21 protein-coding genes are annotated in these 22,382 nt (G+C 52.4%); 13 read left to right on the top strand and 8 right to left on the bottom strand.

Annotated features, from left to right (window positions below; translation table 11 throughout):
- Window positions 1-43 precede the first annotated feature (43 nt).
- Entirely contained in the window at window positions 44-1,624 is a 1,581-nt protein-coding gene (gene serA, locus BST81_RS13905; protein ID WP_075599067.1) for a phosphoglycerate dehydrogenase, read from the bottom strand.
- A 177-nt stretch (window positions 1,625-1,801) separates the two neighbouring features.
- On the opposite strand from serA, the gene BST81_RS13910 reads away from it, so the two are divergent.
- Complete coding sequence (locus BST81_RS13910) at window positions 1,802-2,329, top strand: pentapeptide repeat-containing protein (RefSeq protein WP_075599068.1); 528 nt, start codon at window positions 1,802-1,804, stop codon at window positions 2,327-2,329.
- Here BST81_RS13910 and BST81_RS13915 read toward each other — a convergent pair.
- Window positions 2,326-2,850 carry a phosphoribosyltransferase family protein gene (locus tag BST81_RS13915; RefSeq protein WP_075599069.1) on the bottom strand — a complete coding sequence of 175 codons (525 nt, stop codon included), beginning with the start codon at window positions 2,848-2,850 and terminating at the stop codon, window positions 2,326-2,328. The two genes, BST81_RS13910 and BST81_RS13915, sit on opposite strands and share 4 nt — an antisense overlap.
- Window positions 2,851-2,927: 77 nt before the next feature.
- Between BST81_RS13915 and BST81_RS13920 the strand changes: the two genes are divergently transcribed.
- The 6 genes from BST81_RS13920 to psb27 all read left to right on the top strand — a co-directional run bounded on the left by BST81_RS13920 (window position 2,928) and on the right by psb27 (window position 9,275).
- On the top strand, window positions 2,928-4,355 hold the full coding sequence (locus tag BST81_RS13920) for an MFS transporter (RefSeq protein ID WP_075599070.1): 1,428 nt from the start codon (window positions 2,928-2,930) through the stop codon (window positions 4,353-4,355).
- 124 nt (window positions 4,356-4,479) lie between these two features.
- Entirely contained in the window at window positions 4,480-5,592 is a 1,113-nt protein-coding gene (gene pstS / locus BST81_RS13925) for a phosphate ABC transporter substrate-binding protein PstS (protein WP_075599071.1), read from the top strand.
- A 170-nt stretch (window positions 5,593-5,762) separates the two neighbouring features.
- On the top strand, window positions 5,763-6,707 hold the full coding sequence (pstC, locus tag BST81_RS13930; protein WP_075599072.1) for a phosphate ABC transporter permease subunit PstC: 945 nt from the start codon (window positions 5,763-5,765) through the stop codon (window positions 6,705-6,707).
- Window positions 6,708-6,859: 152 nt separating this feature from the next.
- Window positions 6,860-7,672 (top strand): phosphate ABC transporter permease PstA, encoded by an 813-nt coding sequence (gene pstA / locus BST81_RS13935; protein ID WP_253188281.1) that lies wholly within the window; start codon window positions 6,860-6,862, stop codon window positions 7,670-7,672.
- A gap of 18 nt (window positions 7,673-7,690) precedes the next feature.
- Window positions 7,691-8,485, top strand: coding sequence for a phosphate ABC transporter ATP-binding protein PstB (gene pstB / locus BST81_RS13940; protein ID WP_216351324.1), 795 nt, complete (start codon window positions 7,691-7,693; stop codon window positions 8,483-8,485).
- 397 nt (window positions 8,486-8,882) lie between these two features.
- Complete coding sequence (psb27, locus tag BST81_RS13945) at window positions 8,883-9,275, top strand: photosystem II protein Psb27 (RefSeq protein ID WP_075599171.1); 393 nt, start codon at window positions 8,883-8,885, stop codon at window positions 9,273-9,275.
- A gap of 388 nt (window positions 9,276-9,663) precedes the next feature.
- Here psb27 and clpS read toward each other — a convergent pair whose 3' ends face one another.
- The gene (clpS, locus tag BST81_RS13950; protein WP_075599075.1) at window positions 9,664-9,960 is read right to left on the bottom strand and encodes an ATP-dependent Clp protease adapter ClpS; all 297 of its coding nucleotides are present in this window, start codon (window positions 9,958-9,960) and stop codon (window positions 9,664-9,666) included.
- Window positions 9,961-10,159: 199 nt separating this feature from the next.
- On the opposite strand from clpS, the gene BST81_RS13955 reads away from it, so the two are divergent.
- A complete protein-coding gene (locus tag BST81_RS13955; RefSeq protein ID WP_075599076.1) occupies window positions 10,160-10,408 on the top strand; it encodes a TIGR02450 family Trp-rich protein in 249 nt (82 codons plus the stop codon).
- Window positions 10,409-10,414: 6 nt separating this feature from the next.
- Here the strand turns inward: BST81_RS13955 and BST81_RS13960 are convergent, their stop codons facing one another.
- The 3 genes from BST81_RS13960 to BST81_RS27550 all read right to left on the bottom strand — a co-directional run bounded on the left by BST81_RS13960 (window position 10,415) and on the right by BST81_RS27550 (window position 13,230).
- A complete protein-coding gene (locus tag BST81_RS13960) occupies window positions 10,415-11,707 on the bottom strand; it encodes a hypothetical protein (RefSeq protein ID WP_075599077.1) in 1,293 nt (430 codons plus the stop codon).
- 215 nt (window positions 11,708-11,922) lie between these two features.
- Window positions 11,923-12,981, bottom strand: coding sequence for a fatty acid desaturase (locus tag BST81_RS13965; protein ID WP_075599078.1), 1,059 nt, complete (start codon window positions 12,979-12,981; stop codon window positions 11,923-11,925).
- Between the two features lie 57 nt (window positions 12,982-13,038).
- Window positions 13,039-13,230 carry a hypothetical protein gene (locus tag BST81_RS27550; protein WP_143780339.1) on the bottom strand — a complete coding sequence of 64 codons (192 nt, stop codon included), beginning with the start codon at window positions 13,228-13,230 and terminating at the stop codon, window positions 13,039-13,041.
- 87 nt (window positions 13,231-13,317) lie between these two features.
- Here BST81_RS27550 and BST81_RS13970 point away from each other — a divergent pair, with 87 nt between their 5' ends.
- From BST81_RS13970 to BST81_RS13985, 4 genes are read left to right on the top strand one after another with little or no spacing between them, the layout of a single operon-like run.
- Window positions 13,318-14,616, top strand: coding sequence for a branched-chain amino acid ABC transporter substrate-binding protein (locus BST81_RS13970; protein ID WP_075599079.1), 1,299 nt, complete (start codon window positions 13,318-13,320; stop codon window positions 14,614-14,616).
- A gap of 3 nt (window positions 14,617-14,619) precedes the next feature.
- Window positions 14,620-15,696, top strand: a complete 1,077-nt coding sequence (locus BST81_RS13975; protein WP_075599080.1) for a branched-chain amino acid ABC transporter permease — start codon at window positions 14,620-14,622, stop codon at window positions 15,694-15,696.
- Window positions 15,697-15,701: 5 nt separating this feature from the next.
- The gene (locus BST81_RS13980) at window positions 15,702-17,243 is read left to right on the top strand and encodes a branched-chain amino acid ABC transporter permease (protein ID WP_075599172.1); all 1,542 of its coding nucleotides are present in this window, start codon (window positions 15,702-15,704) and stop codon (window positions 17,241-17,243) included.
- Entirely contained in the window at window positions 17,243-18,013 is a 771-nt protein-coding gene (locus BST81_RS13985; RefSeq protein ID WP_075599081.1) for an ABC transporter ATP-binding protein, read from the top strand. The genes BST81_RS13980 and BST81_RS13985 overlap by 1 nt, the downstream gene beginning before the upstream one ends.
- Window positions 18,014-18,081: 68 nt before the next feature.
- Here the strand turns inward: BST81_RS13985 and BST81_RS13990 are convergent, their stop codons facing one another.
- Both BST81_RS13990 and BST81_RS13995 read right to left on the bottom strand, forming a co-directional pair.
- Window positions 18,082-18,432: a hypothetical protein gene (locus BST81_RS13990; protein WP_075599082.1), complete on the bottom strand. Its 351-nt coding sequence runs from the start codon at window positions 18,430-18,432 to the stop codon at window positions 18,082-18,084.
- A 212-nt stretch (window positions 18,433-18,644) separates the two neighbouring features.
- Window positions 18,645-20,792 carry an alkaline phosphatase family protein gene (locus BST81_RS13995; protein WP_216351325.1) on the bottom strand — a complete coding sequence of 716 codons (2,148 nt, stop codon included), beginning with the start codon at window positions 20,790-20,792 and terminating at the stop codon, window positions 18,645-18,647.
- 730 nt (window positions 20,793-21,522) lie between these two features.
- Here BST81_RS13995 and BST81_RS14000 point away from each other — a divergent pair.
- A complete protein-coding gene (locus BST81_RS14000) occupies window positions 21,523-22,317 on the top strand; it encodes a cation diffusion facilitator family transporter (protein ID WP_083636859.1) in 795 nt (264 codons plus the stop codon).
- Window positions 22,318-22,382: the final 65 nt, after the last annotated feature.

A 22,382-nucleotide genomic window follows, 5' to 3' on the forward strand; every position in this document is an offset into this window, starting at 1 on the left:
TCTACTGTTACCTGCCACCCCTCATCTATTCACTTGCCCGCTCTTACAGGGTCACCGTGTAGGCATCTCGGATACCCGGAACCTTGGTGATTTCTGCCAGGATGCCATCGGGTAGGGGATCATCAATACTGAGGACCATAACAGCATCACCCCGTACTATCTTACGACCTACCTGCATACTGGCGATATTGACATTGAAGCTACCCAGAAGGGAACCAATTTTGCCAATGATCCCTGGCATATCCCGGTGCAACGTAAATAGCATATAGCGATTGGGCGGTACGTTAATGGGGAATTCATCGACACTGGTAATGCGGATTTCCCCATCGCCTAGGAGGGCACCCGTAACCGAATGTTCGCCGAGAGTTCCCGTTGCCGACAGGTGCAGGGAGCCCGTGTAATCCTTCACAGACGCATCGCGGGTTTCAATCACCCGGATACCCCGTTCTTTGGCTTCAATATTGGCATTAACATAGTTGACCCGTTCCTGCAAAGCATGGGAAAGTAGCCCTTTCAGCGCAGCTACCACGATCGGTTGGCTTTCGTTATTGGCGATTTCCCCCTGGAGGCGGACAGTCAGAGAATCAATCCGACCACCGGCCAACTGGCCAATTAAGTTGCCCAGGGTCTCTGCCAGTTGCAGATAGGGTCTGAGCTTCTCCAGCAATTCTGGACGCAACCCCGGAATATTGACAGCGGAGCGGGCGGGTAACCCCAGCAAGACATCCCGGATTTGCTCGGCCACATCGATCGCCACATTGACCTGGGCTTCTTCAGTGGAAGCGCCCAGATGGGGGGTCAGGATAATTTCCTGAGCCAGACTTTTCAGGGCAGATTCACCCAGGGGTTCTGCCTCAAACACATCCAGGGCAGCCCCAGCGATCGTTCCCTTTTCCAATGCCTCCGCCAAAGCCGCTTCATCGATAATCCCTCCCCGGGCACAGTTAATAATGCGGGCGGTGGGTTTCATTTTGGCTAGGGCTTCAGCATTGATCAGATGCAGGGTTTCCGGGGTTTTGGGCAGGTGGAGCGTAATGTAGTCTGATTCCCGCAGCAGTAGTTCCAGTTCCACAAGACGGCAGCCCAACTGTTCTGCCCGCTCCACAGACACAAAGGGATCATAGGCCAGCAGTTTCATGCCCATTGCCCGGGCAACGGTAGCCACATGGGCCCCAATTTTCCCCAGGCCAATCACGCCGAGGGTTTTCTTATAAACTTCTACCCCAATAAAACTCTTGCGGTCCCACTTGCCAGCCTTGATCGACTGATTGGCATGGGGGATATGGCGAGAGAGGGACAGCATCATGGCCAGAGTGTGTTCTGCCGCTGCGATCGTATTGCCTTCCGGCGAGTTGACAACCAGAATTCCCCGGCGGGTTGCTGCCGGTACATCCACGTTGTCAACCCCTACACCGGCTCGCCCGATGATTTTCAACTGCGTCCCAGCTTCAATGATTTCCTGCGTGACCCTGGTGCCTGAGCGAATCATCAGGGCGTCATAGTCAGGAATAATGCGAATCAGTTCGTCAGGAGAAAGACCGGTCTTGATTTCGACCTGAGCGACCTGAGAGAGAATGTCAATCCCAACCTGATCGATTGGGTCGGAGACGAGAACCTTCGGCATAGGGGGTAAGTCAACTTAAAAGAATTGCCACAATAGGCAATTTTATAAGGTAAAGTCACCTGCTACCTTGACTAACTCTATTTTTTTAAGACATCAGCCCAATCTCCGCCGAACAGAATCGATCCGAGGGGGATCTGAAAGGACTAAACTTGAGAAAAAGCAAATAAGGACGCCTGTATGGAATTTTTAGGTCTATTCACTAAAAAGTTCCTCGTCAGACTGGCCATCCTGTTTCTCGTTTTGGGTCTGGCCTGGGGATGGGTTCTCTTTGATGCTAGACCCGCCCTGGCCCAGATTGACACGGTTAACTATAGCAATGCCAATCTGATCAACCATGATTTTTCCGGGGCTAATCTGACCGGTAAAACCTTTGTCTCATCAGAGATGCGGGGGGCTAATTTTCAGGGGGCCGATCTGAGCAATGCCATCCTGACCAAAGGGGTGATGATGGGGGCTAATCTGAGAGGGGCCAATTTGACAGGTGCCCTGGTCGATCGAGTCTTCCTTTATGGAGCCGACCTGACCAACGCCATTCTAATTGAGGCAACCATGACCCGAACTGATTTCGACCAGGTGACCGTAACTGGTGCTGATTTTACCGATGCCATCCTCGATCGCTACCAGATTGCCCAGTTGTGCAAACGGGTAGAGGGGACGAATCCAGTCACAGGGGTCTTAACTCGCGAGAGCCTGGGTTGTCCCTAGTCTGATTGGGAGAGGGGGTGGGCGGCGGCCAGTTCTGCCGGGGTCATCTTTTCATAGTTTTCAAACGGCTGATGAATCCAGGGATTATCAGGCAGGTAGTCTACATAGTAGTCGGGTTTGATGATGGAGCAGTCTTTATACCAGAGTACGGCGGTGCGAATCTCATCAATATAAAAACCGTACTGCCGATCGAGCCAGGTTAGGGTTCGCTTCAAAGTCACCCCAGAATCCACCAAGTCATCCACCAGTAAGACGTGACTCCCCAGATTGGCCGTCGTCATCGTCAGATCTCGGGCGAAGGTAATGGAGCCGCGCACCTGATTATGGGTTCCTCCGTAGGAGGAGGTGGCCAGAATGGCTAAAGGGACATCATAAATTCGGGACAGGATATCACCGACCCGCAACCCCCCCTTAGCCAGACAGATAATTTGATTGAAGTCCCAACTGGATTGATAAATGCGAACGGCTAAGGTTTCAACAATTTGGTGGTACTCTGACCAGGAGATATAGAGGTCTGACATGACAGCTTATTGGACGTTGAGATTCAAAGATGTGGAGAATAATACAACGTCAACCTTGAATCCGGATTCTTTTTCTCATGAATAATTCCGTTCCAGCAGAGCCCCCTCTCCCTGAACGGGGGCGATTACCCTTCACTGTGAAGCTGGCTTATGGAGCGGGTGACCTGGGAGCGGCCATTACTGCAAATGTGACCGCGATTTATGCCCTGGTTTTTTTTACCAATGTAGCGGGGCTGAACCCTGGTCTGGCTGGGAGCGTGCTGTTGCTGGGCAAAATTTGGGATGCGGTGAATGACCCGATCGTGGGGGTTTTGAGCGATCGCACCCAAAGCCGTTGGGGTCGCCGCTATCCCTGGATGATTTTTGGCGCGATTCCCTTTGGATTGGTGTTTGTCCTGCAATGGATCGTGCCCCAGTTTGATCAGTGGGGGTTGTTCTGGTACTACGTTCTGATTGGAGTTCTGTTCAATACCTTTTACACTGCGGTCAACCTGCCCTACACCGCCCTGACCCCAGAACTGACCCAGGACTATGATGAGCGCACCAGCCTGAACAGTTTTCGGTTTACCTTTTCGATCGGCGGTAGCATTCTTTCCCTCATCTTGGCCCTGGGCACCTTTTCCCTGCTCAAAGTCCCACCGGCACAGCAGTATCTAACGCTGGCGATCGTTGCTGCCATCATCTCCGTGTTACCCCTTTACTGGTGTTTCTTTGGCACTCGCCGCTACGCAGTTCTCGACTCGAAGTCAGATGACACGGCATCAATTCCTTACTTTGAACAGGTGCGGATCGCCTTTACCAATGGCCCATTTCTATTTGTTGTTGGGATTTACCTGTGTTCCTGGCTGGCCCTGCAAAATACCGTTGCGGTCATTCCCTACTTTGTCAAAGAGTGGATGCAACTGCGCCAGGATCAATGGTTTACTGCTGTGATTGCGATGGTTCAAGTGGTCGCTCTGGCTACCCTATTTGTCTGGAGTCTGGTCAGTGCCAGGGTCGGCAAAAAGGGGACTTACTTCATGGGTATGGGCTTATGGATTTTGGCCCAGGCAGGGCTATTTTTTCTGCAACCTGGACAAATTAGCTTGATGTTTCTGCTAGCTGTCATGGCCGGGTTTGGCGTGTCTACAGCATACCTGGTGCCCTGGTCCATGATTCCAGATGTGATTGAGCTGGATGAACTGAAAACGGGGCAGCGCCGGGAGGGAATTTTCTACGGGTATATGGTACTGCTGCAGAAGATTGGGCTGGCGATCGGGTTGTTTCTGGTGGGGCAGGCCCTGCAGTGGTCTGGGTTTATCAAACCAACCGCTGAACTACCTGTGCCAGTCCAGCCAGATTCGGCTCTCCTGGCAATTCGCCTAATGATTGGTCCGATCCCAACCGTGATTCTGCTGGGAGGGCTGATCCTGGCCTATTTCTACCCCCTCAGTCGGGAGGTCCATGCCGAGATCCTCCTGCAACTGCAGGCCAGAAAGGAAGCTGAGAGAGGAGGGGCTGAATGAATTCTGTAAAGGATGTAACAAAATAAGGGGATGCTTCCGTTAAACTCCCGACTCTTTAACCTGTTCTTTACTATCGGGATATATACTCAGCTTGTTTATCTTGGCGTAGCGCAGACGTATCACAATGTTTTTAAAGAATCGTTCAGCTCGTTGGGCTGCTGGCCTTTCCACAGCAGCTCTGGCAGTTAGTCTGGCCTCTTGTAATACGACTCCTCCCAGTAGCCCACCTGCAGGGACCGAAACCTCTCCTCAAGCATCTTCTCCCGCTGCGGGGGGTAAGACGGTTTCCCTCAATGGAGCAGGGGCTTCTTTCCCCGCTCCTCTCTACCAGCGCTGGTTTGCTGAATATAACAAGACCAATCCGACTATTCAAATCAGCTATCAATCGGTGGGTAGCGGCGCAGGGGTTAAGCAGTTCATTGCTAAGACTGTGGACTTTGGTGCTACCGATGCTCCCCTGAAGAAAGAAGAGAAGGCCGAATATCCTGCTGATCTGGGTAAGCCCATTCAAATTCCGATGACGGGCGGTGCCGTTGTATTTGCTTACAATCTGCCGGGTGTGGATGAGCTGAAATTGTCTCGTGCCACCTACTGTGCCATTGTTGATGGCACAATTAAGAATTGGAACGACCCGAAGATTGTAGCTGATAATAAGGGCGCGAAACTGCCGGACAAACCCGTTACCTTTGTGCATCGTTCGGATGGTAGTGGCACCACCTTCATTTTCACCAGTCATATTGAAAAAGCCTGCCCCGGATGGAAGGCAGGGTCTGGTAAGTCTGTGGAATGGCCTACCGGTGTGGGTGCCAAGGGGAATGAAGGGGTAACCGCTCAAGTTCAGCAAACAGAAGGGGCGATCGGATATACCGAGTATTCCTATGCAAAGGAAAACGGTTTGAAGTCGGCCACCCTGCAGAACAAGAAAGGGGAATTCGTGGCTCCCTCCCCCGAAGCTGCTGCGAAGTCCTTCTCCGGTGTCGCTGTTCCTGAAGACTTTGCTGTGAGTGTCCCGGATCCAGAACAGGCCGGTGCTTATCCCATTGTGGGTCTGACCTGGTTGCTGCTGTATGGTCAGTATGGGGATCAGGCCAAGGCAGATGCGCTGAAAGGCATGGTGAAGTGGGCTCTCTCCGATGGTAAGAAGTATGCCGAGGAACTGGGCTATCTTCCCCTGCCGGAAGATATGACCACCCGGGTATTGGCTGCTCTTGATACGATCAAGGTTGCCTCTAAGTAGTAGAGTTGGGGGTAGCGTCTGACTCTAAGAGTTCAGACGCTACTTTGTGGAATGATTGAAGCTTTGTAGTAAAGCAGATCAAGGTTTGGGGCGTTTCAAGTGGCGCTCCCGATCGGAGGATGATGGCAGGTGTTTACATAACACCCGATAGAGTTTAGGGGGAAAAGTTCTTGCAAGGCACTGATTCACAAGTTGCGATCCAGAGGCAGGCATCTGTTTCAAGTACGGTTAATGTCGTCTTTATCCGATCGACTCTGGTTCTGGCTGTCGGTTTAGGAGTGTTGCTCTTCTCGATCGCAGCCCTGGTTGCCTATCAAGCGGGTCCGGCTATCGGTAAATTTGGGCTCAATTTTATTTTCAGCACCACCTGGAATCCTGTAGAAAATTTGTATGGTGCCTGGCCTCACATTTATGGAACGCTAGTGAGCTCTGCGATCGCTCTGATTATTGCAGTGCCGATCGGAATTGCAGTCGCTCTCTTCCTGAGTGAGGACTTCCTGCCGTCCAGGGTGCAGCAACCGCTGGCCTTTTTGATTGAGTTGCTGGCTGCTATTCCCAGCGTGGTATATGGCTTATGGGCCATCTTTGTGCTGATTCCGCTGATGACGCCGATGGGGAACTGGCTGTACGCGAATTTGGGTTGGATTCCTCTGTTTAGTACCCCACCTCGTGGTCCTGGGATGTATGTTGCGGGTGTGGTGCTTTCGATCATGATTCTGCCTATTATTGCGGCCATTTCCCGAGATGCTCTGATTTCTGTTTCCCCGGATTTGAGGCAGGCCGCTGTGGGCTTAGGTGCAACCCGGTGGGAAACTATTTTCAAGGTTATGTTACCCGCTGCTTCTTCAGGTATCGTTGGGGGGATTATGTTGGCTCTGGGACGGGCTCTCGGAGAAACTATGGCAGCAACCATGGTGATTGGTAACTCGAATAATATCTCTAGTTCTCTTTTTGCCCCGGGGTCCACGATCGCCTCCCTCCTGGCCAATCAATTTGCTGAAGCAGGGGGTCTTCAGGTTTCTGCTCTGATGTATGCAGCCCTGATTTTGTTTGGCTTAACCTTGCTGGTGAATATCTTTGCTGAATTACTGGTGCGTCGGGTTCGGCAGGTCTGAGTTTTCTCATACCCTGGTTTTCCTGTTTGAGTATCCTTTGATGATTTGTCCAGCATGGAGTTCAGATGACTGAGGCGCTTGGTTCTCAAGGTTCTATTAATTCCGATTTGGGGCGTTCCTATACCTCGTCCAGAACTTTATTTTCCCTGGGAATGACTGTTCTGACGTTTGTTGCGGCTGGGATTGCTTTGTTGCCCCTGATTGCAGTTCTCTCCTATGTGTTAATTCAGGGGGCCGGTCGTCTTGGTCCAGCCGTTTTTACAGAGCTACCGCCCCCGCCCCTGGTGAAGGGGGGTGGGTTTGGTAATGCATTCATTGGCACTCTCCTGACGGTGGGTATCGCCAGCCTCTTCAGTGTCCCCTTTGGCATTATGGCTGCTGTTTACCTCTCTGAGTTTGCCAGGGAAACTAAGATTGCTTCGGTGATCGACTTTCTCACTAACGTTTTGAGTGGTGTGCCCTCGATCGTTATCGGTGTATTCGCCTATGGGATTGTGGTTCTGACCACCGGCACCTATTCGGTTCTGGCTGGTGGCGTGGCCCTGGCGGTGTTGATGTTGCCCACGATCGTGCGAACCGCTGCCGAAGCGATGGAATCGGTCTCGAACGATATCCGGCAGGCGTCGGTTGGGCTGGGAGCCACTGATTTCCAGACCGTATCCAGGGTAGTGTTGCCCGCAGCCGCACCCTCTATTGTTACGGGTGTGATGTTGGCAGTGGCCCGGGCCGCTGGAGAGACCGCACCATTGATTTTCACGGCCCTGTTCAGCCAATTCTGGATCAACTGGTCTCAAAACGGCTTGTTGCAGCCTACTGCGACCCTGTCGGTGCTGGTCTTTAACTTCGCGATCGTTCCCTACAAAAATCAGCAGCAATTGGCTTGGTCTGGCTCTCTGGTTTTAGTTGCCTTTGTTTTGATTACCAGTGTCATCTCCCGCCTTGTCGTTCGTCGTAAGAGTCGTTAACCCTATATGACTGCAAATATGAATACTGCTGAGCAAACTGAAGTTGTTCTGCACGCCGAGAATGCTTCCATCTACTATGGGGATTTTCTGGCTGTTCGGGATGTCAATGTAGATATTCCTAAAAATAAGATCACAGCGTTCATTGGTCCCTCTGGATGCGGCAAGAGCACATTGCTGCGGTGCTACAACCGTCTGAATGACTTGATTAAAGTCTTTCACCTGAAAGGATTGATCGCGTACCATGGGCAGAATCTTTATGCCCCCGAGGTTGATCCTGTGGAAGTTCGCCGTCGAATTGGCATGGTTTTTCAGAAGCCCAATCCTTTCCCGAAGACGATCTACGACAATATTGCCTTTGGTCCCCGGCTGACGGGCTTTAAGGGAGACATGGATGAGTTGGTAGAAACCTCTCTGAAACAGGCTGCTCTCTGGGATGAGGTTAAGGATAAATTGAAGGAAAGTGGTACGGCTCTTTCCGGAGGTCAGCAGCAGCGTCTGTGCATTGCCCGTGCCGTTGCAACCCGGCCAGATGTAATTCTGATGGATGAACCCTGCTCCGCTCTGGACCCCATTTCCACCCTGCGGATTGAAGACTTGCTGCAGGAATTGAAGCAGACCTACACGATCGTAATTGTGACCCATAACATGCAGCAGGCATCCCGTGTCTCGGATAAAACAGCGTTTTTCAACGTTGAGTTAAACGATAAAGGCAAGCGGGTCGGTCAACTGGTGGAATTTGATGACACCCAGGTTATTTTCCAGAATCCTCAACAGAAATCTACCCAGGAATATGTGAGTGGTAGATTTGGTTGATTCAGCCACTTTCATTTGAATCAAAGGGGGGCCGGAGATTCCGGCCCTCTTTTTAGTTGCCAGGGACTCCCCATAATCTGTCTTTGGATACCTGGTTTTAGGCTCCTCTTTGGCACGAATTCAGGATAGGATTTGGTATAGCGATTTGCAAATATAGCTTTGGTCAGAAAGCTGAGGACAATTCCAACGGGTCAAAGGCCGATTCTAGAGAGGCTTTCTGACTTGCCTCTGCCCAGCTTTGCATAGCTACGGCTATCAGTGAAGCCCAGACAACGGCCCTGAGCATTGAATGGTCCTGACATACTTGGAAAGTCGTTGACTGCTGAATCCTGACTCCACCTAGATGGAACTTTTTTCAGGCCAGCTATTTTATCCTGTCCCGCTTCTGCTGCAATTTATGAAACGATATCTATCTCGTCTGTTAGCGCTGGTTCTGGTGGTCGTCGTAGGGCTTATGGGTTGCTCTAGCAGTAGCCTGACTGGGAATTACAGCCAGGATACCCTGGCTGTGATTGAAAGTCTGCGAGCTGCAATCACCCTTTCCCAAGACGCACCGAATCGGGCAACTGTTCAGGCTGATGCCCGCAACAAGATTAATGAGTTTGCATCCCGGTATCGTCTGGATGATTCGTTGACCAAGCTCAGTTCCTACACCACCATGCGGACGGCCTTAAATGCGCTGGCTGGTCACTACAGTTCCTATCCCAATCGACCGATTCCTCAGAAATTGAAGAATCGCCTAGAGCAAGAATTTGACCAAGTTGAACAGGCCCTCAAGCGGGGGAGTTAGATTCAGTCCTGCACTGCCGCAGAAAGCCCAGGGAAGCTTCCCTGCGGCGTTGCTGAATAGAAGTATGATTTTCGTGCTTGAGCCTTATGCAGCCCTCACCCTAGCCCTCTCCCAAAGGAGAAAGAACAAGAGTTTTAGCTCCCTTCTCCTGCGGGAGAAGGGTTGGGGATGAGGGTAATTCATATTTGCATTCAGCAAAGTCGCTTCCCTGCCTCTGCGGTTAGTTTTTGGGTCTGGAAGAAACGTCCATCTTGACTCGTTTCCTTCGATTCGTTCCCTGAGCGAAGTCGAAGGAAACGAATCGAAGGAAACACCAGGGCATCGAACTGGCTTCAACTCCCTGAGACAGTTTCAGAACAATCTGCCCAGGCAGCAAATGACCTTTGCCTCAGGCGGGTTCGATCGGAGCCATGGTCAATCCGGCCCGACTGAGTTGCATCTGGTAAAGCTCGGCCTGTTCCTGTGGCCCTACCCAGACAATGGCCTGCCCTTCAAAATGAACCTGATTGGTAAGTTCCCAGGCCCGATCGCTGGTCATGTTAGGAATGTACTTCATCAGGCATTCTGCTACGTGCTGAAATGTATTGAAGTCATCATTCAGCACAATCACTTTGTAATTGGGATAAGGCTTCCGAGTCGTTTGACTGGAGCGTTCAGGGGCGATCGTGGGCGAAGTCGCAGGCATAAAGGCAGGGATGGCTCAGAACAGCAAGAGAGCAGCCGTAGTTGGATGGAATGAATGTAGAACCCAAGGAATTTGGGGTTAGGGTTGGGGTTCATTCCGTTTCACCCAACCTACCCTGGAAATTCTGCCACTTAATCAGGGCATCGCATTTTAAAATTGTAAGGGCAACTGCTCTCAACGCTGTGCAACTTTTGCCCAAATGCCCCGTAAAGTTAAATTCCCCTATCTAGTTGGTTCTCGCTGGACAGCTCAGCAAAAAACGATGGGCTGGCGACACTTCCAGGTCGTGAACCGTAAGAATGAGGGGAGATGGGTTTTTGCGGAGATGGTTGCTGCTTGCGACCCCAATGTGCGCTTCTGGCTCAATGCCAGTCTGCTGAAGGACCGTTCGGTTTGGCAGGCTGGGTGGCAATCGCTCCAGGAAATGGGGGAACAATCTGAGGAGTGATCGCCCCTATTTTGAATAAAGGGTTGCTCCTGTGACTTGCTTGAGCGTCTGCAGCAGGGTTTTATCTTGATTGAGGAAAACGATGTGGGTTTGATCTGGACAGACCAGTTCTTTAATCAGCTTTTGGAGTAACTCTCCCCTGGCTGTTTCAGACTCAAATAAACTGGAACGGCGTAGAATGCCAAGAACGTATAAAGGGCGTTCCGGGAAGTATTGGAGGGTTTTTCGGACCAGGTAGGCTGTTTTAATCTGACGATAGCGTGAGAGTTGCTGAACCAATGCTGCGATCTGAGAAGCATCTAAAGCATGGGGTTCGAAGCGATCGTTGCCGGTAACAGAGGAACGTTCCTGCTGGGCCAGACGCATCTGTTCCTGGGAAACGTTCTGATTTGAGTCCTGAGTTTGGGTCAGTACTTCCGTCATGGCCTCCTGGAATTTGGCGTATTGACTGGAGGAGATTAAGCCCTGGGCCACTTCCTGGAGGCTGATATTGCCCTTGTTGTCTAGAGATGCGGCACTAACCCGCAGCACTCGATCGCTGAAACTGCAGGTCGGACAATGCTGGAGGTGAACTTCCAAACTGGGTGCGTAAACCCCCGACAGGGGATCGACCAGAGCCCCGGCTCGGCTGAATTGATCTTCCTGCAGCAGGTGCAGAAAATTTTCAGCAGTCTGGGGCGGGATGCTGCCGATGCGCTCCTGATTCCCATACCATTGTTCACAGCTTTCACAGAAAGGCACCCTGGCGCTAGCAAAAGCCATAGCTGCAATGATGGCATCAATGACGACAAACTCAAGGAACCAGTAGATCCAGGTACCCGTTTCCCCCAGGTTATTTTTCTCACTCCCAACCCGCCCGATGCTGACGCCCTGCTTGGCGCTGTATTTCACATAGCCCCAGAATCCCTGTGTGCCTGTTTGCTGTTTCAAGTAGGCATCAATCCAGCGATCGACTTCAGTGGGATCAATCTTACCGGCCTCTTGCCTGATGGCCCTGGAGGCTTCCAGACGAAAGTGGAAATAGCCGCTGCCATGCATGGAACCATAGAGGATGCCCCCGGCCAGAATCCCAAACAGCCCTGCGATCGCTGGATGTCTGACCTTTCCCCGACGAACCGCATTGCTCATGATGGCTCCTCCAATTCCGCCCATGGCGAGGGGAAACAGGATAATCAGATAGACAGCCAGGGAGATGAGATAGGTCAGGCCACCAATGGCTGCGCCACCGATCGCGGCGGATAGAATGAGCCACTGATAGCCAGCAGTGCTGACTTGGTTACTGGGGCGATAGGGTTTCATGGTCAGTCCTCATAGCATACGCTCGTCTTCCAGGATAAAGCCCCCTAAAAAGAAAAAGCTCAAAACTTTACGTTTGAGCCTGGTTAACCTATGCCCACAGTTGAAATCCACGCCGCTCTGATGGGCTACTCAGACCCACTCTGATCCTCTTTCCCTACCCCTCCAAGGAGAGGTGAGGAGAGAGGAGAGAGGTAAAGACGCGATGAATCGCGTCTTTACGACGATCGGGACGATCGCTGGGGACCCTGATAGTGAATCTTGCTGCCCCGATCCGAGACAAAATGACAGTTGCGATATCCCTGCCAAAGAGCTTTCCAGATGGGCTCTTTCGATTCCAGGTAGTATTCTCCTAAAACCGGTTTGATGGCTGCCGTCGCTTCTAGCAGATGGTAGTGGGGGATGGTAATGAAAATGTGGTGAGCCACATGGGTGCCAATGTTGTGGTGAATCGGGTCAATGAACCCATAGGTTCGATCGACGGTGGAAAGGGCTCCCTTCAGAAAATACCAGTCCTCTCCCCGGTACCAGGGAACCTCCACATCAGTATGGTGCAGGAAAGTCACCAGATCCAGCCAGACGACAAACACCACATAGGGCATGACATAGTAGTTCAGCAAGAAACCCAGGCCGTAGTGGAGACCCACACCAGCCAAAACTGCCAACATCAGGGCACAGCAAATGGTGCTGGTGATGACATCCCATTTCTCGTGGGGCCGAAATAGGGGACTTTCGGGCATGAAATGGGACCCCTGTTTACCGGGCGATCGGCGAAACAGGTATAGCGGGTATGCCACCAGGATGAGATGAAAGCGGGCCAGCTTTTCGTACCAGGGCATCTGGTTATACTGGCTCTCAGTCACAGGGTACCAACTTTCATCCGTATCGATATTACCTGTGTTGGCATGGTGGGTGCGATGGCTGATCCGCCAGCCATGATAGGGGACCAGAATGGGGGCATGGCTTAAATGTCCGATCAGGTTATTTAACCAGCGATAGCGGGAAAAAGACCCATGACCGCAGTCATGCCCGACTACGAATAAGGCCCAGAAGAGGGTGCCTTGCATCAGCCAGAAGAGGGGGAAAAACCAGGCTTGATCGATCAGGGCAGTTAGCCAATAGAGGAAGGCAATCACCCCGATATCAAGAAAAAAGTAGGCGAGCGATCGCCACAGACTGGATTGAAAGCAATGGGCTGGGATGGCGAGGCGCACATCGTGGAGTGTAAAAGGCAAAGACTCACGGGCGAGAGGACGGGTGATGAGATTAGAAGTCACGCAGGCTCCGAATAAAAAAACAAAGGCAGGAGCTACACGGTGAGCCCACAGTTCGCCTCAACCGTTAACGCCTACTAAGGAAGATATTGTAGTGCTTAACGTAACTTCATGAATGCGAGAAAATCCTGAGCTAGCTCTGGGGTCTAGCGGCTGTTTCTGCTTCTGGCACTTCTGGGGCCACGGGAGCGGTGTGATGACGATCGCCTGCTTGGGTTGATGGATGGCGACTTTGGCCAGGGCGAATGGCATCTCCCTATTTCCTGTTCTCCGTCAAAGGCATTAAGCTTATTTAACGAATGTTGGTTCGCGTGGAAAACTGAGGAGAGGATCTCTAAAATGAGTAGCCCTGGTTCATCTGGCCCTTTAAACCGGCGATCGCTAATTGCACTGACCTTGACCACCCTCGCGATCGGGGTGCTGGCTTCTGCCTGTCAGGAAACAACATCATCGGGTCCGGGCAGTAGCCCAACCGGTTCTGCTCCCACCTCAACAACTGCGGGAAACACAGTCAAAATTGTTTCCAGCCTACCGATGACAGGGAGTTCCCTGGGTCAGACTCAGACCATTGTGAATGGCATCAAACAGGTTTTAGAGGAGACAAATGCTACTGTTTGCGACGGCAAGCTCAAGATTGAATTTGAGATTATGGATGATGCGACCGCTGCTGCTGGCAAGTGGGATCCGGCCCAGGTGACCTCGAATGCGAATAAAGCGGTTTCAGACTCTTCTGTTGTCGCCGTTATTGGGACCTTTAACTCAGGGGCAGCCAAGCTCGCTATCCCAATTTTGAATAGTGCCAATGTGGTGATGGTCAGCCCAGCCAATACCTATCCAGGCTTAACGAAGCCCGGTAAAGGAGAGGGCAAGGAACCCGATGTCTACTATCCCAATGGCAAGCGGAATTACACGCGGGTGGTTCCAGCAGACGATCTCCAGGGCGCGGCTGGGGCCAACTGGGCCAAGTCTTTGGGGTTGAAGCGGGTCTTCATCCTGGATGATCAGGAATTGTATGGGAAGGGTATTGCCGATATTTTCGAGCAAACCGGTAAAAAAATTGGTTTGGAGATCCTCGGGCATGAAGGGATTGACGCGAAGGCCAGCGATTATAAGGCCCTGATGACGAAGATTAAAGCCCTGAATCCTGATTTGATCTACTTTGGGGGCATTACCCAGAACAATGCCGGACAACTGGTGAAGGATATGCGTAACGTGGGTATGACGCCAGATCAGGTGAAGTTCATGGGGCCAGATGGGATTTTTGAGCAGGCCCTGATCGATGCCGCCGGGAAGGATGCCGAAGGGGTGCTAGCCACCTTCGGAGGCGTGCCGGGGAGTCAGCTTCAAGGTGCGGGCAAGACCTGGTATGAGAACTACAAGAAAAAGTTCAATGCTGAACCGGAAGCCTATGCGGCCTATGGCTATGAAGCGGCCAGTGTGGTGGTGAAGGCGATCGGCAACGTCTGCAAGAACGATCGGGCCGCCATCCGAGATGCGGTTCTGGCCACGAAGGACTTTGATGGGGTGCTGGGGAAATGGAGCTTCGATCAGTATGGGGATACTACCCTGAGTACCCTGTCTGGGAATATGGTCAAGAACGGGAAGTATGAGTTCTCCCAGTTACTAAAGGCTGAATAGACCATGAAACAATGGCAATCGATCTTGCTATATTGTGGCGCGGCCTATTTGATCTTGCTGCTGGGGCCGATCGCGGGGCTGGATATTCCTCGCATTGTTGGGGAGATTGCTAAAAGCCCTGAAGTTTTGATCCAGCAATTGCTGGTAGGTCTGGTCAATGGAGCCATCATTGCCATCATTGCCCTGGGCTATACCCTGGTCTACGGCATCATTGAGCTGATCAATTTTGCCCATGGAGATCTGTATATGTTGGGGGCCTTTGCCTCTTTGTCCATGGTTGGGATGTTTAATGTCCAGGATGGAAGCCCCTTACAGGCAGGACTGCTGCCCATGCTGGCTGCTCTGGTGGTGTCCTCAGTCTTCTGTGCTGGACTGAATATGCTGGCCGAACGCTATGCCTACCGCCCTCTACGGAATGCTCCCCGGCTGGCTCCCCTGATTTCAGCGATCGGCGTTTCTTTTATCTTCATCAATGTGGGATTGTTCTGGGGTGGGTTACGCATTCTGTTCCCGATTATGGGAGCCAATGCAGCCGCCCCCAAGAGCTTTCCGGACCTGCTGCCCCGGATCGATATTCTAAAAGCGCTGGGGATTCAAACCAGCATTACGTTTACGACCAAGGATTTGATTGTCCTGGTGGTGGCGATCGTGTTGATGGTGGGGCTGAATCTGTTTGTCAACTATACGAAGCCTGGTAAAGCCATGCGGGCTACGGCCCAAAACCGAGATGCCGCCAGGATCATGGGCATTAATGTGAATCAGATCATTGCCCTCACCTTTTTGATTGGGGGAGCCCTGGCTGGGGCTGCCGGGTTACTGGTGGGCCTTTACAACAACACGGTGGTATTCACGATGGGGTTCACCGCTGGATTGCGAGCTTTCACGGCTGCTGTCCTGGGTGGCATTGGCAACATCGTGGGAGCCATGTTGGGGGGGGTGCTGATTGGGGTGCTGTCGGCCCTCAGTGATCAGTACCTTTCCAGCCGCTGGACCAATGCCTGGGTTTTTGCCGTTCTGGTGATTATCCTGGCGTTTCGTCCCGGTGGCCTGCTGGGTGAAAACGTGCAGGAGAAGGTCTAGTGCAGATGTTGCAAATGATTCGGGTGGGGGGCGGCTTGGGGGTGATTGCGGCCCTCACGGTGCTCATCTTTGGTGGCTGGAGTAGTGCTGTCATTGGCTGGCTTTTGGGTGCTGGAGCCGGATTGATTGCCTGCCAGGGTAAGCGAGTCTCGACCTTGCTAGGGGGAGCTCTCCTGGGGAGCCGGGTTGGGTTCACCCTGGGGGGCTGGATTTTGGTGGCGGCATTGCTGGAAGGGTTTTTGCTGCGTCGGATCTCGGGTCAACCTGCGGTACCATTGCTGCAACCCTGGCTGGCGGGATTGCTGGGGCTGGGGCTGGCCGGATTGTCCGGCACAGTGATGGGGGCGTTACAGAGTCTGGGGCAGCGTATTTGGGCCACCCGAGGGCTGCTGGCGATCGGTCTGCTGCTGTTTCCGCTGGTCGATCGCTGGGCTGCAACCAAATGGACTGCGGCAGTGATCCAGATGATGATTTTTATCATGCTGGCCTTGGGGCTGAATATCGTGGTGGGCTTTGCTGGGCTCCTTGATCTGGGGTATGCTGCTTTTTTTGCGATCGGGGCCTATACTACGGGCTTTCTTTCCTCCTCCCAATTGGGGATTCAGGGGAATTTCTGGCTGGTGATCTGGGCATCAGCAGCGGTAGCAGCTCTCTTTGGGGTGATTCTGGGGGCACCTACCCTGCGATTGCGAGGGGATTACCTGGCCATCGTCACCCTTGGTTTTGGGGAAATCATTCCGGTTGTCTTCCGCAATCTGACCAGCATCAAAATTTACGAACCCATTTCCAGTCTGGTGGCTACGATCGCCAATCGTCCAGAACTGGCCCTCTGTCTGGTCGGTTGTGTCAAACCCCTGAATCTGACTGGAGGGGAAGCTGGGATTAACCCGATCGGACGCCCTTACCTGCCGGGGATTGGGGAATTTCAGCCCACCAATGATCTGCCCTGGTACTATCTCATCCTGGTGTTGCTGGTGCTGGCCTACTTTATCATTGGGCGGTTGCGGGATTCTCGTCTGGGAAGAGCCTGGACGGCGATCCGGGAAGATGAGCTGGCCGCCAGTGCCATGGGGATTAATCTGGTCAAAACAAAGCTGCTGGCCTTTGCCATGGGAGCAACCTTTTCTGGTTTTGCCGGGGCTTTCTATGCAGCCTACATCAGTGCTATCTTCCCCAGTGTGTTTGACTTCTCCGTGTCCGTCATCATTCTCTGTATGGTCATCCTGGGAGGGTTGGGAAATATGACTGGTGTGATTCTGGGGGGGATTATCATCATGGCTGCCGATCGGCTGTACCTGCCCCAACTGGCTCAGGTTTTGAAGGGGATTTTGACGACCTCGGTCTTTCCGGGGGTTGCCAATCCACAACTGCGGGATTTTTTGGCCACCAGTGTGGACCCCATTCAAATGCGATTGCTGCTGTTTGGGCTTACCCTGGTGATCATGATGATTGTTCGCCCGGAAGGGCTGGTTCCTGATGCGGTGCATCAGGCAGAATTACATCAGGTTGAAGCAGAGTTGCTTCCCCAGGAGGTTAAGAGCGTCTGATGCCATTGCTGGAAGCCGAACAATTAACCATGCGGTTTGGGGGTCTGGTGGCCGTGAATCAGGTGAACCTGAGCCTGGAAGCTGGGATGATTGCCAGCCTGATCGGTCCCAATGGAGCTGGCAAGACCACGTTCTTCAATATGTTGACGGGGATTTACAAACCGACCCTGGGCCGTCTACGCCTGAGCGATCGGGAGATTACGGGTCTGTCGCCCGATCGGCTAACTTCCCTGGGCATTTCCCGCACTTTCCAGAACATTCGTCTGTTCAACAATATGTCCGTTCTGGATAATGTGCTGGTGGGTCGCCATAGTCGCCTGAAGACAGGGCTGCTCGGAGCCGTGTTACGTCCCCAGCGAGTGCGGAATGAGGAGGAGCAGGCCAGACAGCGAGCCCTGTACCTGCTTGATTTTGTTGGGCTGGGAGCTGAAAAGGCCAAAGAGAAAGCCAAAAATCTATCCTACGGGGATCAGCGTCGTCTGGAAATTGCCCGAGCTCTGGCTTCCGATCCTCAAATTCTGTTGCTGGATGAACCTACCGCCGGGATGAATCCAAATGAGACGGCAGATCTGACTCGTTTTATCAAGCAGATCCGGGATGAACTGGGGCTGACGATTCTGCTGATTGAACACGATATGAAAGTGGTGATGGGCATCTCCGATCGGGTCAGTGTGATGGAGTATGGCTGCAAGATTGCCGAAGGGACGCCCACCGAGATTCAGCGCGACCCTCGTGTGATCGAAGCTTACCTGGGCAAAGAGGAAGCTTAGGGCGTACCTGCTGGCTGAGTGGCTTGGCCTGAGCTGGTCACAGGGAGGGATCGGACCCTAGCAGTGAACTAGCTTGGCTGACGATCGCTGGCTGGAGGCACAGGGTTGAGCTGACTTCCTGTAGCACATTTCATCGCTCTGCAATTGCGTCGGAATTTTGAAACGGGAGGAGGTGGGGGCAGGGTGCCGCATAGTTTCTGGAGATTCACGACTCGACCATCTGACATCTGGATAAAGCAGAAGGGTTCATCCAGGAGAGGATTTTGGGGACTTGCCCCCTGAGGCGCTGTTGTTTGCACCTGGGCGTTATTAGATCCAGACTGAGCATTGCTGGTCCTGGATTGGGTTAGCGCAGTTTCGGAGCATAGAACCAGAAGCAGACTGGAAATTAAAACAATTCGATATCGATATTTCCACATGCGAGTTATGTTCCCACAATTTTATTGGCATCAGTAGCGGATGGTGGAACCCCCATACAGGTCCCTGCTGGCCTTTAATAGAGGGCCTCTACTGAATCTAAAGGGGCGAAGCAGACCCCATTGGAGGAAATCCTTCGCCCCTTCAGAACATTAGACCTGATGATGGACTGTTGCCGTGGCTTTACCCAACGGTATCGCCTTCAGGTTGATCGTTAGTCGTCATCATTGTCTTTACGACCTTTGGGGCCAAGGTCGATCGCCTGACCTTGAACCGTTGCCGCTGACGGAACCCCCAGCAATTTATTAATCGTGGGAGCCACATCAATGTTGCGAATGGTGCCAATGTTACCCTTCCGCTTGATGTCTGGACCGGCTGCGTAGAACACAGAACTCAGTTTGAGAATGGTCGGGTCATACCCATGGGCCCCATAGAAGTTAGGAACGGATAAGACGACTGGGGTGGTCGCTGAATCTCCTTTCCGCAACATTACTGGGTTCTGCGTGCCATCAAAGTTATACCCATCGCTCATAATTGCGAAGACATCTCCCGTGTCCTGGCCGACAAACTCGCCGGTTCCCAGACCAAAGGTGGGGTCATTGATGTCGGCAGGCAAAGGCCGGGGATAAATCTTATCGAATACCTTCTGGCTGCCGTTAGGCGCATAGTTCGGGTTCGTATCCACCAGCTCGTTAAGGGCCTGGACAATTTGCTGCTGCAGGGTAATGTAGTCAGTTCTGGAAACTGTACCGTTAGGCTCCCGGCCCTGCAGGTTGATGTAAACGTTGACCGCCGGACCAGAGGTCACAGCCCGTACCTGGCTGGTATTGAAGCCTTTGCTGGCCAGGTAGTTATTCAGGTTGACGGCGGTGTGGAACGTGGAAAAACCGTGGTCAGATACCACGATGATGTTGCTCTTGGGCACCCCCCGTCTGGTGGTACCCACTGCATTGATAATGCGCTGAACCGCATTGTCAGCAACTTGATACGCCGTCTCCAGGTAGCTAAAATAGCGAGCGATCTTAGCCTTATCCTGGCCAGCCCCAATAGAGTTGGGATCTAAAAAGTTAGTGGCTTGACGGGAATCACCAATCAGGAACTGGTGCTCAGAACCATCTGGCTGCTCAATGTAGAGCATGACCAGATCGGCATCAGGATTCTTCTCCAGTGCGCGTAAAGCGATCTGGGTTTGATAATCAACAAAGAGTCGCACCTGGTCCTCGTAGATAGCTTCCAGTTCCAGATCTGGGAAGTTCGTAAATCCAGGACTCAGCCTCTCCGGAATCCGGAAGTCAGGCTGGGGTGCCCAGAATCCGACGTTATTGTTGATATCATCCACATCTGCCAGAACTGCTGCGTTGCGAGGAATTGCATTGGCGGAATAGCGAGCAATCCGCACGGTGCTCAGATCAGGAGCCAGATTGCTAACATAGAAGGCATTTCCAGCCTTGGTGGTGCTTCCCTCCAGATAGAACAGGGCAGACTTCTGCGCCTTTGCTTTCACATAGGCAGGGCCAGTGGATGGCAAGCTAAAGGGACCGGGCTTGATGCCCTGGGTCGCATCAAAAAACACCAGGGTATCGTAGTTGACTTTGTTATCCTTCGTGGTGTCTAGGGCCGCAACGTTAAAAGAGTAGGTCACCCCCCCTACCACATAGGCGGGCGTATCAGCAAGAGTGGCTTGTTGAATCGGGCTGAAGGAAAACTTACCAGCCGCTTTGAGCTGGTCGATCGTTTGCGCTGGAGCCGGACTGAAGTCAGCGGCAGTCAGGCTAAATCCCTTCGCCCCCTGACCGGCAAATGCTCCAAAGGGTACCGTGTAGGCAACAGTTCTTTCAGCGGCAGGTTGGATGATCGGACTGTTGGTTAAACCAGGCACCCGCACATCCACCCCATCGCCACCGGGGAAGGTAGCCGTCACAACCTTTTTCCCACGCTCCTGCAGATTAATCCACAGGGGCTCAGCGGTGGGGCTGGCCAGTGGTGCCGGGCCATTGATGGAATAACCTCCGATCGGAGCCCCAAACCCACTGATATTGCTGGTGAATGGGCTGGCTACCAGATGGAAGGTGTTGGCGTTAATGTCATTTTTAGCCGCCGAGGAACCGGTGGCGATCGCCACATGACAGGCAGCGGTGAGGGAGGCACTGCAGGTGATGTTACGCTCGGCGTAGACTCCCTTACCCTTGAGCAGTCCGAGTCCACGCTGGGAACTGAGGACGTTCTGATCCAGGTACCGGTCGATCAGAAATGGCGATGCCCCATCCAGGGAAATCAACACTACTTTGGGATGAGGTTTGGCGGAATTAGCCGCTACCTGGTAATTGATTCCGATCGTGAGAAAAAAGGCCAGCAGAATCAACGCGGTGATCTGTCTGAGGGGATGCTTGAAAAATCTCTGAATAATTTGAAAAGTTCTAAGTAAATTTTCGGCAATAGAGCGCCTGAGCCTGGATCCAAACTCGATTAGATTACCCACTTAATCCTTCCTTGATGTCCGCAACTTTACTGAGAAATTGTCAAGTAATTTATCAATGGGGCATTAAGCAGAAGCTATGGGAGGCTTAAGGGGATAATTTTTCATAGAAACTTTACATAATGGGAGAGATAACACAAAACCCATGAGAACCAGCCAAATGAGACCCTTTGGATTTCAGGCAGACTTGACTTGAATCTCTATGAAGTTTTTGTCAATATGCCAGCTATTAACCTCTCGTTAAATTTCGCTTATCATATCTTCTCCCTTCTTCCTGATAGCATCTCTAACTTGAAGCCACTTTTTTCCCTCACCTCCGGCAAGGGATGGGAGTAAAACCCCCTTTTCCAGGGAACTCTCTCAAATGTCCCATCAGTCTCTTAGGATCGTGGATTTAATAACTCAGCCCTCACCCTAGCCCTCTCCCAAAGGAGAGGGAACAAGAGTTTTAGCTCCCTTCTCTTGCGGGAGAAGGGTTGGGGATGAGGGTAATTCATATTTGCATTCAGCAAAGCCTTATTTAATTCTCATTCCTGAGTCGGAAACTCTTGGTCGGAAAACTGTTGTGCCCAGATGTGCAAATTTTTGCAAAACTGTTTATCTACCCCCAGCCTGAATGATGCAAAACCTCTGCTCATCTGATCCAACTTTTGGATTCTCCGCTTGCGACACATTGCATCTGACGGAGAAGGGAGCCGATCAGACCCAGAAGATTCGATCCCTGCGTCATGTGCTGGTTTTGCTCAGCCTGTTTTTTTGTGTAGAACTGGGTGCAGGCATCTGGAGTCACAGCCTATCGCTTCTGGCTGATGCTGAACATCTGCTGTCTGACCTGGCAGCTCTGGGCATAGCGCTGGGAGCTGCCTGGCTCTCCCGTTTTGCTAGTCGCTGGCAGGTATTGCACCGCTTACGCCTGGAAACTATGGCAGCATTGATCAATGGGATGAGTCTGGCTGGGGTTGCCTTCTGGATCGTGCAGGAGGCTATGGCCCGGTTTCAGACGCCGTCTCCTGAAATTCTGGGGTTGCCTATGCTGGTGACTGCCCTGGTGGGACTGCTGATCAACAGCATCAACGTGGCCTGCTTACATGGGTGCAGTCATCAAGATCTGAGTACCAAGGGAGCTTTTTTTCATGTCCTGTCCGATGTGATCAGTTCCGTCGGAACCGTTCTGGCCGCGATCGCAGTCATCTGGTTGGATTGGTCTTGGGCAGATGGGGTGATCAGTTTAATGGTTGCCGGATTGATTGCCCTGTTTTCTGCGTACCTGGTGGTTCAATGCGTCAGTTGCTTACTGGGCTATCGTTCAGATACCTCCGTCTCTCTCTGCCACTGTCCGACTGGGACTGCAGCCTACGATCGGCAGCAGGCCGAGAAACTCCTGTTTCCCTCTTTGACGGACATTGTTTGATAAGGGCAGTGGCATGTTTATAGCATCTGGGTAGCTCCAGTTACCCAGGGGGAAGACACGGTAAG

This window comes from Leptolyngbya sp. 'hensonii' (genome assembly GCF_001939115.1).
Lineage (GTDB): Bacteria > Cyanobacteriota > Cyanobacteriia.